The sequence below is a fragment of the Niveibacterium sp. COAC-50 genome, from assembly GCF_013184235.1.
GTDB lineage: Bacteria > Pseudomonadota > Gammaproteobacteria > Burkholderiales > Rhodocyclaceae > Niveibacterium > Niveibacterium microcysteis.
In genome coordinates, this window is sequence record NZ_JABCJM010000001.1 from 1,309,725 (window position 1) to 1,324,596 (window position 14,872).

17 protein-coding genes are annotated in these 14,872 nt (G+C 64.3%); 4 read left to right on the top strand and 13 right to left on the bottom strand.

The annotated features are described in order from the left end of the window. Positions 1-95: 95 nt before the first annotated feature. Complete coding sequence (gene nadC / locus HH302_RS05845) at positions 96-944, bottom strand: carboxylating nicotinate-nucleotide diphosphorylase (protein WP_172199489.1); 849 nt, start codon at positions 942-944, stop codon at positions 96-98. A gap of 183 nt (positions 945-1,127) precedes the next feature. Next, the gene (locus HH302_RS05850; RefSeq protein ID WP_172199492.1) at positions 1,128-2,105 is read right to left on the bottom strand and encodes a threonine dehydratase; all 978 of its coding nucleotides are present in this window, start codon (positions 2,103-2,105) and stop codon (positions 1,128-1,130) included. Positions 2,106-2,173: 68 nt separating this feature from the next. Between HH302_RS05850 and HH302_RS05855 the strand changes: the two genes are divergently transcribed. Beyond that, entirely contained in the window at positions 2,174-3,541 is a 1,368-nt protein-coding gene (locus HH302_RS05855) for a PLP-dependent aminotransferase family protein (protein WP_172199495.1), read from the top strand. Here the strand turns inward: HH302_RS05855 and HH302_RS05860 are convergent. From HH302_RS05860 to HH302_RS05900, 9 genes are all read right to left on the bottom strand, one after another. Next, entirely contained in the window at positions 3,538-4,413 is an 876-nt protein-coding gene (locus tag HH302_RS05860; protein ID WP_172199498.1) for a DMT family transporter, read from the bottom strand. The genes HH302_RS05855 and HH302_RS05860 overlap by 4 nt on opposite strands. Before the next feature lie 33 nt (positions 4,414-4,446). Continuing rightward, positions 4,447-5,928 carry an NAD(P)H-hydrate dehydratase gene (locus HH302_RS05865; protein WP_371814576.1) on the bottom strand — a complete coding sequence of 494 codons (1,482 nt, stop codon included), beginning with the start codon at positions 5,926-5,928 and terminating at the stop codon, positions 4,447-4,449. 122 nt (positions 5,929-6,050) lie between these two features. After that, entirely contained in the window at positions 6,051-6,356 is a 306-nt protein-coding gene (locus HH302_RS05870; RefSeq protein WP_172199504.1) for a tetratricopeptide repeat protein, read from the bottom strand. A 319-nt stretch (positions 6,357-6,675) separates the two neighbouring features. Further along, positions 6,676-6,948: a translation initiation factor IF-1 gene (gene infA / locus HH302_RS05875; protein ID WP_172199507.1), complete on the bottom strand. Its 273-nt coding sequence runs from the start codon at positions 6,946-6,948 to the stop codon at positions 6,676-6,678. A gap of 106 nt (positions 6,949-7,054) precedes the next feature. Continuing rightward, complete coding sequence (locus tag HH302_RS05880; protein ID WP_172199510.1) at positions 7,055-7,258, bottom strand: cold-shock protein; 204 nt, start codon at positions 7,256-7,258, stop codon at positions 7,055-7,057. 188 nt (positions 7,259-7,446) lie between these two features. Then, complete coding sequence (locus tag HH302_RS05885) at positions 7,447-8,274, bottom strand: DUF429 domain-containing protein (RefSeq protein WP_172199513.1); 828 nt, start codon at positions 8,272-8,274, stop codon at positions 7,447-7,449. Continuing rightward, positions 8,271-9,194 carry a histone deacetylase gene (locus HH302_RS05890; protein ID WP_172199516.1) on the bottom strand — a complete coding sequence of 308 codons (924 nt, stop codon included), beginning with the start codon at positions 9,192-9,194 and terminating at the stop codon, positions 8,271-8,273. Before HH302_RS05890 ends, HH302_RS05885 begins: the two co-directional genes overlap by 4 nt. A 43-nt stretch (positions 9,195-9,237) precedes the next feature. Continuing rightward, positions 9,238-9,984 carry an ABC transporter substrate-binding protein gene (locus tag HH302_RS05895; RefSeq protein WP_172199519.1) on the bottom strand — a complete coding sequence of 249 codons (747 nt, stop codon included), beginning with the start codon at positions 9,982-9,984 and terminating at the stop codon, positions 9,238-9,240. A 60-nt stretch (positions 9,985-10,044) separates the two neighbouring features. Further along, positions 10,045-10,485, bottom strand: a complete 441-nt coding sequence (locus HH302_RS05900) for a MarR family transcriptional regulator (RefSeq protein ID WP_172199522.1) — start codon at positions 10,483-10,485, stop codon at positions 10,045-10,047. Between the two features lie 325 nt (positions 10,486-10,810). Here HH302_RS05900 and HH302_RS05905 point away from each other — a divergent pair, with 325 nt between their 5' ends. Beyond that, entirely contained in the window at positions 10,811-11,734 is a 924-nt protein-coding gene (locus HH302_RS05905) for a triacylglycerol lipase (RefSeq protein ID WP_172199525.1), read from the top strand. Between the two features lie 122 nt (positions 11,735-11,856). Next, positions 11,857-12,582, top strand: coding sequence for a lipase secretion chaperone (locus HH302_RS22710; RefSeq protein ID WP_172199528.1), 726 nt, complete (start codon positions 11,857-11,859; stop codon positions 12,580-12,582). On the opposite strand, the gene HH302_RS05915 is transcribed toward HH302_RS22710, so the two are convergent. Continuing rightward, positions 12,579-13,187 carry an HNH endonuclease gene (locus tag HH302_RS05915; RefSeq protein ID WP_371814579.1) on the bottom strand — a complete coding sequence of 203 codons (609 nt, stop codon included), beginning with the start codon at positions 13,185-13,187 and terminating at the stop codon, positions 12,579-12,581. The genes HH302_RS22710 and HH302_RS05915 overlap by 4 nt on opposite strands. A 354-nt stretch (positions 13,188-13,541) precedes the next feature. Between HH302_RS05915 and HH302_RS05920 the strand changes: the two genes are divergently transcribed. Beyond that, entirely contained in the window at positions 13,542-13,883 is a 342-nt protein-coding gene (locus tag HH302_RS05920; RefSeq protein ID WP_172199531.1) for a hypothetical protein, read from the top strand. Positions 13,884-13,886: 3 nt separating this feature from the next. Here the strand turns inward: HH302_RS05920 and HH302_RS05925 are convergent, their stop codons facing one another. Next, complete coding sequence (locus HH302_RS05925; protein WP_172199534.1) at positions 13,887-14,828, bottom strand: NAD-dependent epimerase/dehydratase family protein; 942 nt, start codon at positions 14,826-14,828, stop codon at positions 13,887-13,889. Between the last annotated feature and the right edge of the window lie 44 nt (positions 14,829-14,872).

The window sequence follows — 14,872 nt, forward strand, 5'->3', positions numbered from 1 at the left end:
ACGTGCTCAAAAGGGGCGGCAAAAGTCGATCGGCATATATAGCCTTAAAGCGCCTTTGCGGCAAGCCAGATTGGCATTGCGCTTCAGGCGCGATCTCAGCGCTCGGTGTGCCGCAGAGACAAGTCAATCGCATGGACATCCTTGGTCAGGCGACCGATGGAGATCCGATCCACACCCACCTCGGCAATCGCCCGTACACCCTCAAGGCCGACGCCGCCGCTGGCTTCTAGTTCGGCACGGCCGGCGGTCAGCTTCACTGCCTCGCGCATTTCATCGAGCGACATGTTGTCGAGCAGCACCATCCGGACGCCGGCGTCGATTGCCTCGCGTAGCTCCTTGAGGTTCTCGACTTCGACTTCGATGAAGACATTTGAAGGGGCAATGGCGCGCGCTGCCTCCACCGCTTTTGCGATGCTGCCGGCCGAGATGATGTGGTTTTCCTTGATCAGGATTCCGTCGTACAGACCGACGCGATGGTTGGTGCCGCCGCCGACGGCGACGGCGTACTTCTGCGCGAGACGCAGCCCCGGCAAGGTCTTGCGCGTATCAACAATCTTCGCTTTCGTGCCGGCTACTGCCTCGACGTAAGCGCTGGTCGTGGTTGCCGTTGCCGAGAGCAGTTGCAGGAAGTTCAATGCAGTGCGCTCGGCGGTAAGCAACGATCGCGCTGTGGCCAGCACATCGCAGAGCAATTGGCCCGGTTCGATTCGGTCGCCGTCCTTTGCGTGCCAGACGATCGTGCTATCCGGTTCCAGCGCAGCGAAGGTGGCGGAAAACCATTCGGTGCCGCACAGGACTGCGGCTTCGCGGGTAATCACACGGCCGCTTGCATTGCGGTCGGCAGGAATCAGGCGGGCGGTGAGATCGCCGGTGCCAATGTCTTCGGCAAGCGAAGCGGCGACGTTGCGCAGAATTTCGGCGCGGAGTTGTTCAGTGATTTGCATGGCAGGCTTTCAGGCTATCGCGCCCGTCGATCAGGGCGCGGTATTTCGCGGCTTCTCGGCCGCTACATCAAGCCGCTACGGTATACGGCGGCGACGCGGTCGCCAAGGATTATGCGCGATACGAGCCTTCAGTGTGCCCACTTGCGTTGTCTTGAACGAGAGTCGCCACGTCCGCCTCGCGTTCTACGCGGCCTTGGCGAATGGACGATTCTGGCCGAGCACGGCGGCAAAGGTGTGGGTGTCCACATTGCCGCCAGTGATGACGATTCCTGCCCTGCGACCGCGAAGGGCGGGGCGCTCTTGCAGCGCTGCGGCAAGCGACGCCGCGCCAGCACCCTCGGCGACGTTGTGGGTGGTCGCAAACAGCAGGCGCATCGCGTTCGCGATTTCATCGTCGGTCACCATGACGAAGCGACTGGCACCGCGACGAATCATTGCGAGTGCGGCGGGGTCGGTCCTCCGGCATGCGAGCCCATCGGCCAACAGCGTGTCAGCCGGCGCTTCGGTCTCGATGCCACTTGCAAAGGCCCGCGCGTAGGCAGGGGCATGCGCCGAGACCACGCCAACGATCTCGGTATGCAGCCCGAGCGCATCGCGCGCTGCAATCATGCCGCAAAGGCCCGATCCCATGCCCACCGGCACGTACACGATATCGAGCGGGCTGGCGCTGGAGAGGAACTCCCACGCATAGGTGGCGACACCGGCGATCAGCGCCTCATGGAATGCCGGCACCTGGTGCCAACCGTGCGTTTGCGCCAGACGGCCTGCATGCTCGCGCGCAGCCTGGAAATCGTCACCGTATTCGACCACCGAGGCGCCCAGCGCGCGCATCGCTGCGTTCTTCTCGCTGCTGTTGCCGTGTGGCACCACGACCGTGACGTCAAAGCCGTGCAAAGCGCCGGCCATGGCGACCGACTGGCCGTGATTCCCCCGTGTGGCGCACACCACTTTCCGTGATCCTGCGTGGCCCGCAAGTCGGCCAAAGTAGTTCAGGCCGCCGCGTATCTTGAAGGCGCCCGTCGGTGCGTGGTTTTCGTGCTTGACCAATGTCTCGCAAGCGAGCGCCTCACACAGCATGGGCCAGCGGTACTGGGGCGTTGCCGGCACGAGCGGGCGCACATGGCTCAGGGCTTGAAGGATGTCTTCGCGCGAAATCCGCATCGTCGTCTCCGCTTGTGGCGATTGGTGATGCATGGCATTTTGTAGGCACATTTGTTCGGATTGTGTGCATGACAACTTGGCTGCCCCGCGTCGCGGGCCTCGATGGTCCGGTCTACCGCGCGATCGTGGATCAACTCGCTGACGCAATTCGGCGAGGCACCCTGAAGGCCGGCGACCGCCTTCCAACGCATCGTCTGATGGCGGATCTGCTGGGCATCAACGTCAGCACGGTGACGCGCGCATACCGCGAGGCCGAACGGCGGCGCCTGATCGGCGGTGAGGTGGGGCGCGGCACGTTCGTGCTCGGCGGCGCGGCAGAGGCACGTCTCTTCGCGTTCGCCGACAGACCGCAGGATTCGCTGATCGACCTATCGACCAACACGCCGCCCAAGCTGGTGGGCGATGACGGCCTCGCAAAGGCTGTTGCAGCTTTGCTAGAAGAGGGCGAGCTCGAGCGCTTTGCCGACTATCCGACGCCGGGGGATCTTCATCTGCACCGCTTGGCCGCCGAGAGTTGGCTTGTCCAGCACGGCGTGAATTGCGTGGCGGAGCGCATCGTCCTTTGTGCCGGCGCGCAGCACGCGATGGAAGCGGCGCTTGCTGCGGCCGGCGCTACGGTCGTGGGGTGCGAGAGCCTTTGCTGGCCTGGCTTGAAGGCGATTGCGCGCAGCCGTGGATTACGGCTTCATGCGCTGCCGATTGATCGCGATGGCATCCTGCCGGATGCGCTTGAACGTGCTGCCTTGCAGGGGCTGAAATGCCTGGTCTGCATGCCGACCTTGCACAACCCCACCGCGCGCACATGGAGCATCGAAAGGCGTGAGGCGATTGTTGCCGTCGCGCGGCGTCATGATCTGATGCTGATTGAAGAAGACGTGTATGGCGCCCTGATGCCGATTTCGCCAACATCGTTGGCCAGCCTCGCGCCGGAGCGAGTCTGTCATGTCAGTGGCTTGTCCAAGACAGTGGCGCCTGGCCTGCGGCTTGGCTACCTCGTGCTGCCTCCAGCGCTTCACGGACGTCAGGAGGCGCTCGAGCACCATACGCACTGGTATGTCTCACCGCTTGGAGCGGAAATCGCCAGACGGTGGATCGTGGGTGGGGCCGCAAAGGGCCGCCTGACGCGCCAGCGGCGCGAATTGGCGGCACGCTGGAAGCTGACCCAAGCGGCCCTCGCTGATTACGAGCTCGAAGGGGCGACGGTGTCTCCGCATCTGTGGCTGCCGCTGGCGCGCGGTCGTGATCCGCAGCGCGTTGCGGAGGTCGCGAGGCGTGAAGGCGTTGCGGTGGTGCCTTCGGAAACCTTTGCGGCTGCGACCCATGCCGAGCCCGCCGGTCTCCGCGTCTCGCTTGGGGCTGCAAGTAGTCGAAGCCGTTTGCAGGAAGCCCTGAGCCGGCTTGCGCCGGTGCTCCAACGTTCGGCGTTGCTTCGTTAGCTGCTGCGCGTGCTGTCGTAAGCAATGAGCAAACCCGAGGCGCCGATTACAAGCATGCCCGCGATCGTGGCAGCAGACGGCGTGTTGCCGAAAACAAGCCAACCGAGCAGGGCTGCCCAGATCAACTGCGTGTAGATCAGCGGCGACAGCAATGAGGCTGGCGCTTCGCGAAACGCGCGCGTGAGCAGGTAGTGACCCGTCCCACCAAACAGGCCGAGGGCGACGATCATGCCGCCGTCCAGCCAACCGGGCCAGCTAAGCGGGCCGATCAAGGGCTGCGCCAGCGAGAGGCTGACGGTGCCAGCGAGCGCGGTGTAGTAAAGCATTGTGACGGGATGGCTGACGTGGCTCAGTGTGCGAGTCATCAACTGGTAGCCGGCGTAGGCGACGGCGGCCGCCAGCGCGCACGCGACACCCACCGGATCGAGCCCGCTGCCCGGTCGCGTCAGCATGACAACGCCGGTGAATCCGAGCAGCACGGCGGTCCAACGCAGCTTTCCGATGTGCTCGCCGAGAATTGGCCGTGCGAGCAGCGCGACCAGAAGGGGCGATGCGAAGAGTAGGGCTGTGGCTTCGGCCAGCGGCATGCGCTTGAAGGCAGCCATTGCAAGGACGGTTACGGCGACCAGGCTCAGGCCACGTACGCTCTGCAGTACTGGGCGTTCGGTCGCCAACAGTCGCCCTCGCCAGGTCGGTGCTAGGAAGGCTGTCATCAGCACGAAATGCACCACATAACGCCCCCAGGCGAGCATGGCGACCGGCCAGTGCTGCGACAGGTGCTTGGCCGTAGCGTCAAGACAGGCAAAGAGCACCACTGCGACGCAGAAGAGTACGACGCCGCGTATCGGGCGAGGAGCGCTCTGCTTACCCATTGCGTCGTCCCGCAAATCGCGGTCGCGAGCACCTCATGCAGACTCGCTGGTCCAGGCGTTTCTGATGCGACGTGCTGCGTCGATCACTTCGCTGGCGCGCAGCCCGACCGGACCGACGCCGTTTGCGACCAGCGCGTCCGCCGCGGCGCCATGCAGATGCACCGCAGCCTCAAGCGCCATCGGCGCGGGCCATTGCTGGGCCAGCAGGCTTGCAGCGAAGCCGGTGAGGGCGTCGCCCATTCCGGCCACGGCCATGCCAGGATTTCCGCTGGTGTTGATCGCCCAGGCGCCGTCGGGGTGTGCCACGACGGTACCGCAACCTTTGAGCGCAATGTGTGCGCGGTAACGCCGAGCGAGCGCCTTGGCGGTCGCGACGCGGTCCGCCTGAACGGCGGCGGTTGTCGATTGAAGCAGGCGCGCCGCTTCGGCTGGGTGCGGGGTCATCAAAGTATCGTGCGGACGGGCGATCAGAAGCGTTTCCAGGTCGGGATCGGCGCCAATCAGATTGAGTGCGTCCGCATCCAGCACGAGAGGGCCTGCAAACGCCAGGCAGCGCTTTAGCAGCGCGCGTGCTGGCTCGTGTTGTCCCAGGCCGGGGCCAACCGCCAATACGGAAGCCAATGAAGGCACTTCGTCGGCGCGGCGCATCATCAGCTCGACGGCGCTGGGGTCCAACGCCGGTGCGTCGGCCGCCAGGCATCCGACGAACACCCGCCCGGCACCGAGCGCCAGGGCAGCGCGGCCGGCGATCCAGGCCGCACCGACCATGCCGCTCGCGCCGCCGACAATGCCGACGTCGCCATAGAGCCCTTTGTGGCTGTTGCGAGGGCGCGGCGTGAGGAGGGTCTCGAAGTTGCTGCGGGTGATCAGGCGACCGGCGTCATAGTGCTGGTCCACCGTGACGTCCAGCGTTGCCAGATGGAGCCGACCGCAATGGTCAGGCCCGTCCAGCGTCATCAAACCCGGCTTCCAGGCGATGAAGCTCAAGGTGTCGGTTGCGCGCACCGCGCAACCCAGAGCGCGGCCAGTATCGGCATCGATGCCGCTTGCAATATCGAGCGACAGGCGGCGGCACTTGAGCGCGTTGAAGCGTCCGACCCATTCGGCGACCTGGCCAGTCAGCGGGCGCGTTAGTCCAATACCAAATAGCGCGTCGACGGCCAGCACCCAGCCGTCGGACTTGAACTCTCGTGCCAGCGCGCCGCCGCCCTGTAGCCACGCGGCCATTGCAGCGGCGGCATCGGGGGGCAGGCGGTCGGCATCGCCGAGAAAGGCAACAACGACCTCACGGCCTCGCTGTCTCAGTTCGCTTGCGAGAACCAGACCATCGCCGCCATTGTTGCCAGGGCCGGCCAGAACCAGGATCGGCCCCGGGGGAAGATGGAGCTGCTCGACGAGCCGGGCGGCAGCGTGGCCGGCGCGTTGCATCAGCGTGGGCGCTGCGTCCTTGTAGACCGACTCCACCGAACGTATTGCGGCGGTCGAAAGTATCCAGTTCGCGATTGTGGCAGTCACGCGCCATTCCTCCCTGAGTACCGCCATTCTAGGGGGTCGGCAAGCGGGACGCTCAGAAACGAAAACCCCGGCTCAAGGCCGGGGTTGTACAGCTGATCGCCTTGGCCCGAAGGCCCAATGAATCAGTGCGCGGCAATCGCCGAGACAGGTGCGTTGAACCACATTGCGCCGCGCGACGGATCAAGGCGCTGCGCTTCGCCGTAGGCTTCGTTGGCCTGGGCGTAGCTGTGCAGCTTGCGGTAGCAATAGCCGAGGCCTTGCCAGGCGTCGGTGCGGTCCGGAACGAAACTCAGGACGGTGCGGAAAGCTTCGACTGCTTCCTCGAAGCGGCCAGTGCGGGCGTGGTCAACCGCGGTGGCGAAATGGCTGTCGGCGTTGACCGTGGCACCCGCGGCGTGGCGGAAACGAAGGCTGATTTCGTTGTTCATGTTCAAAGTTCCTTGGTGTGGATTCCGGTGCCGGTGCGTACCGTCTGATGCGGTGTTTGCTTTCCGGCGGGGTTGAATGAAGTGTAGGTTCGGGGGGCGAGCCACACCAATTCAGGAATTCAATCTGACCAATAGCGGAACTCGCGCTGTCCAGGCAGCAAGCGCGCAAGCGGGCATGCGAACAGCCCTCCGGCGGGTAAACGCCAAGAGGGTTATCGGGTACGCAGAGGAAATGCGCGTCGCCGAGCCGGCGACGAGGTGGCGCGGACCATAAGGTCCGCGCAAGCACGGCAGCTCATCGACTGCCGGGCGGGGTAGGTCAGCGGCGCGGGCCGTTCTGGCCAGGCGCGGCGCCCATTGCGGGACCACGCTCGTCTTTGTGGCGGAACGTGATCCGCCCCTTGGTCAGGTCATACGGCGACATTTCCAGCGTCACTTTGTCGCCGGCGAGGATACGGATGCGGTGCTTGCGCATCTTGCCGGAGGCGTAGGCGATCACGCCGATGCCATTGTCGAGAATCACCTTGAAGCGCGTATCGGGCATCACTTCTTCGATGACGCCGTTCATTTCCAGCAGTTCTTCCTTCGCCATTCATGGCTCCTGTCCGATGCAGACCCGGACGTCTGCGTGTTTATTGGGGCGGCAACAAAAAAGCCCGGGCGAACCGGGCTTTTCGCAAGCATCAGCCCGTGGCTGATTACTCGGGGCGGATGTTCGACGCTTGCTTGCCCTTCGGGCCGGTCGTGACATCAAAGTTCACGCGCTGGCCTTCGGCGAGCGTGCGGAAACCCTTGGTCTGGATTGCGGAGAAGTGCGCGAACAGATCGTCGCCGCCCTCATCCGGGGTGATGAAGCCGAAGCCTTTGGATTCGTTGAACCACTTAACGGTACCGGTAGCCATGTATCTAGCGTCCTGATGAAAAAATTTGGGTATTCGCCTTACCCGGAAAAATTGAAAATCAAGACGGAAGTGATCGAGAACCGGAGAACCGCACGCAGAACTGCTGCGGGGCCTAGCTACTGCAACTGCACACTGCTTGAAATTCGGCGAACCGGTAGTGTGTATCTGCTTTCCGGATTTGGCAAGGATTATTTTTCCTTCAACGCATCACTCGCACCAACAATCCAACCCTCCACAGGGTCGAAGTTGCGCGGCAATCCATAGTTTTCGGCTCGCGCCGACCAGGCTGTGGCCGCCTGGGTGAGTGCGAGCAGGGCATCGAGCAGGTCGCCACTGCCGTCGGAACATGCCTCGACTTTTAGTTTATCTGGCAAGCGAACAGTCAGGCCGGGCGTCAGTTGGCCGCCGGACAGGGCTGCCACGATCTCGGACCGGACGCGCTCGCGCTCAGGCGTTTGCTTGGTGCGCTCGTCGCTCTTGTAGGACGCACCGCTCACCTTGCGCGCCACCAAGGCGGGGTAAGCCTCTACGGCGATACGCAGCGGGTCGGCCTGGCACATGCCTGGAATGGTGACACCGGCCGCGAGCAGTCGCGGGGCACCTTCAAGAAACATCATGCCGACGGGCGGATTCACAAGTTTGAACGGGCTGTGGCTGCGGGCCGGGATATCGGTGGCGCGATGTGGATAGCGCTCGCCGTAGGGGCGTTCCGTGCGATCTGCGTCGAGTGCTGACTTGAACGCCTGCTTACCGAGCGCGGCACAGTGGGCGACCAATTCCGACCAGCGATCGGGCCACCCCAGCTTGCTCACGCCGTCACGCGGCAATCCAAAGGGGAAATCGAAGGCCCCAAGCCAGGGGCCGGGCGCGCGCAGCAGTTGCTCGAAGCTGAGCCATGCCTCGTGACGGGCAAGCGCTTCGCATACGAGCGTGCCGCCTTCAAGTCGCCCGTGCGCCACGGTAATTGGCTTGCGCCGCGAAGGTGCGGAGGTGAAGTCGACCCCGAGGAGCTTCATCGGTGACGCGCGTCCGCGGCAGCGAAGAAGCACTGATGCGCACGCGAAACGGTTTCGCAGTGGATCGCAACCGTGTCACCGATATCGTTTGCGTAGCCGCCGGCCATGGCGATGGCGAGTGGAACACGATGCGCGAGACAGGCATCGAACACCGCCTGGTCCCTTGCAGCAAGGCCGTCGCGGCTCAGCGCCAGCCGACCAAGGCGATCGCCCTCGAAGGGGTCGGCACCTGCAAGATAGATCACAAGCTGAGGCCGTGACCGGTCAAACGTCGTCTCCAACCCATGCGCCAGCGCGGCCATGTAATCGGCATCGCCGGTGCCGTCTGGCAACTCAATATCGAGATCGCTCGTCTGTTTGCGGAAGGGGAAGTTCTTTGCCCCATGCATGCTGAAGGTGAAGGCGCGCGGATCACCCGCGAGGATTGCGGCGGTGCCGTCGCCCTGGTGGACGTCGCAGTCGATGATCGCAACGCGCGATAGGTGGCCTTCTGCCAGCATGCAGCGCGCTGCGACGGCGGCATCGTTGAACACGCAGAAGCCCGATCCGAAATCCGCATGTGCGTGGTGAGTGCCGCCGGCAAGGTTGGCCGAGCATCCATCCGCAAGTGCGCTGCGGCACGCCGCAATCGTTGCGCCCGTGGAACGGCGTGAGCGCTCAACCATTTCGGGCGACCACGGAAAGCCGATGCGACGAATCTCGTCGGCCGCCAACTCGCCGCAGACAACCCGGCGGACATAGTCGGCGGTGTGGGCCAGTTGCAAGGTCGCGTCGTCGGCGGCGTCCGGTATGCAGAAATCGCTTGCCGCAAAGCGGCCGGTGGCCAGCAAGGCTTCGCGCAGCATCCGGTATTTCGCCATGGGAAACCGGTGCCCCTCGGGCAAGGGCAGTACGAACTCGTCGGCGTAGTAAAGCTTCATCGTTGAGCTTGCGGCGTGGCGTCGTCGCCTTGCGGCCGAACGATCAATCGCTGCCCTGATTGAAGACTGGCGCCTGGTAGCCAATCTTTCGCAGCCCCTCGCTGAGCGCGCGAGAGAGCTTCTTTCCCTCGGGGGTGCGGCGGAAGGCAACGTGAAGGCTCTTGAGCTCGAGCAGGCGGGAGTTCATCACGAGCTGCCCGCGCATACCAACGAGCCGGTGGTCGTTGCCCATCAGATTGGCGAAGACTTTCGAGTCGATCACGGCAAGGTCGATGCGGCCCGCAGCGAGCTTCATCAGGTTGCTGACGTCGTCGAGGGTGCTGTCCGAATTCTGTTCGCCGCTCGCGATCCGTCGGTCCAGGGCGGTGGTGTTGATGTAACCCTCGACCACGCCGATCCGCAGTGATTTCAGGTCGTCCAGCGTTGCCCAGATGCTTGGCGAATCGGCGCGCTGGGCGAAGCCGAGCGGGCTTTCGCCGACAGGGTCGGAGAGTTCGGTGCGGCGATCCCGGTCAGACGAGTAGTAGCTTGGGAAGTAGCCAGCAAACCCCTTGCCGGTTTCTCCGAGCGCGACCGCCTTGGGCCAGGGGTGATATTCGACGACCAACTTGTAGCCCGATGCGGCAAGCGCTCGCCGCACGGTATCGGTAACGGTGCCGCCCTCGGAAATGTTCGCGCCGGTGTACGGCGGCCATTCGAGTGACGCCAGACGGACCACGCGGTCCTCCGCGCGAGCTTGAGATGAAGCGAATGCGAATACGACCAGCAACGCGGCAAGCAGAAAACGCATGAATCGGTCCACGGTGGGATCTCGGCACCGCCCCCCCGGCCGGTGCAACCGGCGCGTATGTTACTCAAGTTCCGGCCCGGCCACCCGCGCATCGGCGTCTAGCAGGTGGCAGAGTCGACTCAAGATGCGGTCCGCCGCCGCCCGGTCCGCTGGCGCGAGACCGCCAATCAGCGCTCGCGCCTCGGTGTCGAGCAACGCGGTGACTTGCCTCGCGAGCTGATGTCCACTTGGCGTGGCGGCAAGCAGCAGCGCGCGAGCGTCTGCTGCGTCGGGCTCCTTGGTGACCAAGCCCCGTGCGTGAAGTACGTCGGTCGCGCGGGTGACGGCGCTCTTCTCCCAACCGGTCTGCCGCACCAGTTCGCGCATCGCAATCGTGTTGGCGCCGGCAATGCGCAGCAGCAGGCCCATCTGGGCATCGCTGCAGTCCGACATGCGGCGAAAGAGGCGCCGTTCTGCGGCGAGCACGCGTTCAGCCAGCGTTCGTAGGGTTAGCGACGGCATCTTCGGTGCTCCAGGCGCAATCCGCCAACGGTATTTTTTTACGTTGCGACTTGCAACTAATGGTGCCGAGCTCCGGTGCCCCGAAGCGATACGTAACCGTACGCTGCGATGCCGCTACCGCATTGCAACGTGACAATGCCCTGCATGCCGCTATACCAATAAATCCGGCGTATCCGGAGTGGATGCATAGCTCTGCGTTCGACGTGGCTTGCCCGAGAGCAACTCGAACGATCGCTGCTAGCGGGCCCGCCATTCAAGCTTTCTGGTGCCGGCTATCGCTACGGGTGCGTACGGAAAACACAACAAACACCTGAAGGAGGAGAAGGTGAATCACAAACGCTTGCGCATCTTTGTCTGTTTCATTGCCCTGCTGTTGTCGCCAGTGGTTTCGGCCGACACCTATACGCAGACGCGGTACCCGATCGTGCTCGTGCACGGAATGATGGGTTTTGACTCTATCGGTGCGATCAATTACTGGTACGGCATTCCAGAGAACCTTCGCGCCGGCGGCGCCACGGTTTTTGTGGCATCGATATCGGCCCTGAACAGTAACGAGGCGCGCGGTGAGCAGTTGCTTCAATACCTTGAAACGCTGCGGGCGAAGTACGGCTACGAACGCTTCAACCTGATTGGCCACAGTCATGGCGGGGCGACTTCCCGCTACGTCGCCGGCGTGGCACCCGGCATCGTGGCGTCGGTCACCACGGTTGGTGCGCCGCACGACGGTAGCAAGGTGGCGGACCTCATCAAGGCGGGCACCAGCGTGACCGGCACGACCGATCTGGTTGCGGCCCTCGTCAACGGTCTCGGGCAACTGATCGGCTTGCTGTCCGGCAACGGATCGCCTCAGGACGCGCTCGGGTCGCTTGCGTCGCTCAATACGGCTGGCGCCCGCGACTTCAATAGACGTTTCCCGGCTGGTGCGCCGACTTCGTATTGCGGAAACGGTGCGGAGCTGGCCGTAAACGGTGTGCGGTACTACTCGGTGGGCGGCACCTCGGTGGCGACCAACGTGCTGGACGTCCTCGATCCGATGCTGGTGGCGTCGTCACTCGTGTTCGGTTTCGAGGCCAACGACGGCCTTGTGTCGCGCTGTTCCTCGCATTGGGGGCGTGTGCTGCGTGACGACTACGGGTGGAACCATATCGACGAAATGAACCATGTCTTCGGCCTGCGCGGGCTCTTCAGCACCAATCCGGTGTCGTTCTACCGCGCTCAGGCGAACCGCCTGCGGAACCTGGGACTGTGAAACGCATTGTCATCGCTACTACCGCCGCTTTTGCGGCGGTAGTTTTGCTGCTCTGCCTCGCTCGTGCGCCAAGTAGCGTGGTGCCCGCGCGAACCGAAAGTGCGCACCAGAAGCCGGCAGACGTGAGTGGCGCGAGGGGTTCCGCGGGCCTTCCTTTCCTGTCGAGCCAGCTTGCCCAACGCACACTGAGTGAGTTGCGGGTGGCCGCTCGCGGCGGTGTGCTCGCTGGGGTTGAGCCGGACGGAAGATGGGTCTGCGCGGCAGACGGTGGTTTGCGGCCCGATCGGCGGATTCGCGAGCGCATGGATTGGTACGGCAATCAGCTCGGCCCGATGTCTGCCGACGAGCTCGCCCTGGTGCTGTCGGCCGAGGCGGCCGAAGCTTGCGGCCCAAAGGCGGGGCAGGATGCATCGCAAGTGTGGCGCGTGTATCAGGACGCCATGGTCGCCGTGGCGGGCGTTGTTCCGGCTGACCGTGCGGCGCTTGAACAGAGCGCTCGCGCCGCGGCGGCGGCACGACGCCGCAGCATGGGCCCAAGCTGGGCTGAGGCTTTCTTCGGTGACGACGAGCGCTTGCTGGCGGCGCAGCTTGCGGGGCAGGGTAGCCGGGAAGTGGAGCCACAGCCTCTGCCGGATGCAGCGGCGCGCTCTGCCGCCGTCGATGCATCGTGGGCGAGCTGGCGTCAGCGCATTGAAGATGCGCAGCAAGCCGTTAATCAGCTGCGCAATGACCCCAGCCTTAACGCAGAAACGCGGGCGGGCAAATTCCATGAGTTGATCGAGCAACGCTTCGCAGAAACGGAGCGATTGCGCGCCGAGGGGCTCTTGCGCCCAACGCTGGGCGGTTAGCCGACCAGAACGCGACTCTGCCGCGGCACGTGCCGGGCAAGGAAGTCCATCTGATCCGCCAGGATGTTGCGGTTGCAGAGGATCAGGTACTCGGCCTTGTTCGGCACGTACGGGGCATAGATCAGCTCCATGCGCGCCTGCTCAGGCGTGCGACCGCCTTTGCGCTGATTGCATGGGCGGCAGGCGGTAACGACGTTCATCCAAATGTCTCGACCGCCTTGCGATACGGGAAGGACGTGATCGCGCGTGAGCTTGCCGGCGGGCAGATGCGTGCCGCAATAGCCGCAGACCTGACGGTCACGGTGGAAGAGTTCGCGATTCGAAAGCGGTGGAACCCGATGCAGCGCGCGCTGGCTGAGCGCCTTGCCGCGTATGGCGATGATGCTGTTTGCCGTGATTACGGAACGCAGCCCGGTATCACGGCGCATACCGCCCTGGATCATGAACTCGTTGTCGCCAGCGGACCAGGCGACCTGATCCCTCGCATAGTAGATCACCGCATGCTGCCAGCTGACCCAGCGGAAGGGCTGGCCATGCACATCAAGCGTGAGGATCAGCGGCCGTCGCGAATTGCCCGCGACCGTGCCGCGTTCAACGAGGATCACGGCGACTCTCTCTCTACAATCGTATAGAGCATACGCCTTGCATGTGTGATTTCAATGACTACTTCAATGTGTCGCGCGACAGGCCAGGGGCGTCCGTTGTATTGGGCGCTTTTGTTGTCGATTGCGGTACATGGCGCTGCGTTGTTTCTGTTTCCAACGATCGACGCCGGCGCTCGCAGTTTGCGGGTTCGGCTTTCGGCTCAAGGGGCTGGCCGTGGCGCTGGCGCATCGGGCGATGTTGCGGCCCCACGACTTTTGAGCGCGGCGGCGGTGCCGGCCGTGCCTGCACCACGCCAAGCAAACCGGTCGCTGCAGCCGACGAATGGGCGGGCTCGCACCGCTCGCGCGGTAGATATGCCCAAGCGTGCGCCCGACTCGGCGCCGCTGGCGCCCGAACTTCAGGGGCTCGATGCCGGGGCTTTGCGCGGCCTGAAGGTGGCACTCGCGAGCGGATTGGCCGGCGTCTCCTTGCCAGCAGATGCCGCGGGCGCCAGCACCGAGGCGCACCTGGTGTTCGGCGACGGCGGTCGCTTGCTTGCCGTGAGTTTCAGCGGGCAGCAAAGCAGCCGCGAGTTGGAGGCGCGGCTGCGAGAGGCGCTGATGAAAGCGGCGGCGCGGATTAACCTTCCGGCGGGGCTGCGGGATGCTCGTTTCGAACTTGAGCTCGCGTTTGAGCTGGGTGACGACGGGCGCTGAGGGTCAGTAGGCGGCAACTGTTGCGGCGAGCGCCTCTTTCACGGTGTAGCGAGGGCGCCAGCCAAGGCCGTGGGTCAGGGCGCTGATGTCGACTTCGAGCGAACCAAGCAGACGATCGGCTTCCGCTTCTTTGCCGCAAAGCGTCAGCACTCCTCTGAGCACTTTGGGGGGTACTGGAATCAGGTGTGCGGACCTTCCGAGCGCGTTGCCCACTGCGCGGATCAGCGCTGGCGTACTCAGGGGCTCGCCGTCACTGATGAGAAACACCTTGCCGACGGCGTCCGGATGCTCTCCAAGCAGGCACAGCGCGTCGGCGAGATTACCGACGAAGACCAGATCGCGGCGGTTCTGGATGGCGCCGAGCGGCAGCCAGTATCCCTTCCGTACTAAGTGCAACAAGCGCGCGAAGTTTGCGCCGACGCCAGGGCCGTAGACGAGCGGGGGGCGCAGCACGACGGCGTCCACGCACGAGGTCAGCACCGCCGCCTCGGCTTCCAGTTTGGAAACGGCGTAGGGGTCAGCGGGAGCGGGCGGGTCCTCGGGGCGGAAAGGATGTTCCGGTGCGCTGGATTCGCCATTGACCTTGACTGAGCTGAGGTAGACCAGGCGCCGCACACCGGCAGCCGCGGCTGCGGCACAGAGTTCCGCCGTTCGCGCCACATTGACGCGCCGGAATGCGGCCAGTGGGTCGCGTTCGCTTTCCTGCATCACGTGCACCCGCGCGGCCAGATGCCAGATAGCATCGACACCCGACACTGCGACACGCCAGTCGACCGGCAAATTCAGGTCGCCGACGACAACGGATTCGTCCCAGGGGCCCGGCCGAGGTTGGCGAAGTGCAGCGCGCACACGGTAGCCGCGTGCTTTGAGCTGTGGAATCAGTGCCGTGCCAACAAAGCCGTTGGCGCCGGTCACCAGCGCGATATGGCGGGAAGATGACGACATGTTCCCATTTTGCCCGAGCCGGGCGGGCCGGCGCCGCGACGCGC